This is a genomic window from Vallitalea sediminicola (assembly GCF_054408565.1).
The window spans coordinates 1-616 of record NZ_BTPT01000144.1; the positions used below are offsets into that span (position 1 = coordinate 1).

General features: G+C 43.0%; 1 protein-coding gene. It reads left to right on the forward strand.

Annotated features, from left to right (window positions below; genetic code table 11):
- A partial coding sequence (locus ACX6CF_RS26215; protein ID WP_458788334.1) for a hypothetical protein occupies positions 1–616 on the forward strand: 616 nt, incomplete at both ends.

Sequence of the window (616 nt, forward strand, 5' to 3'; positions counted from 1 at the left end):
AGCAATGACATTTTTCAAACTGTCGTAAACCAAATCAATATAAATATGCGTACTAAGCGTGCTAAAATACTTGCTATCGAAGCCAAAAACAGACCTTATCAACTAACTATGCCCAAATGCCCCATCCTAGATGATGAACTAAGTGATGTAGAAGTACTTGAAACTGGTACTCCTGAATTTAATACAGCTCTGGTAAATATGGATATGCTAGACCCAAATGCAGGTTATAAATATAGAGGTTGGTTTGCAGAGGGTATTGTTAATTGTGTTAATAGAATTTATAATTTACATCTTGACACTACCTTTAATGACAGAATTGATGTTAATGCTTGGGTTCATGGTGCAATTTCTTTTTTTAATGATAATCCTCATAGCTGGGAACATAGCCGTCGTCGTGAACTTGATGATCTCCGTCGTCGTGAGCCTGATGATCTTCGTCGTCGTGAGCCTGATGATCGCCATCGTCGTGAGCCTGATGATCGCCATCGTCGTGAGCCTGATGATCGCCATCGTCGTGAGCCTGATGATCGCCATCGTCGTGAGCCTGATGATCGCCATCGTCGTGAGCCTGATGATCGCCATCGTCGTGAGCCTGATGATCGCCATCGTCGTGAGC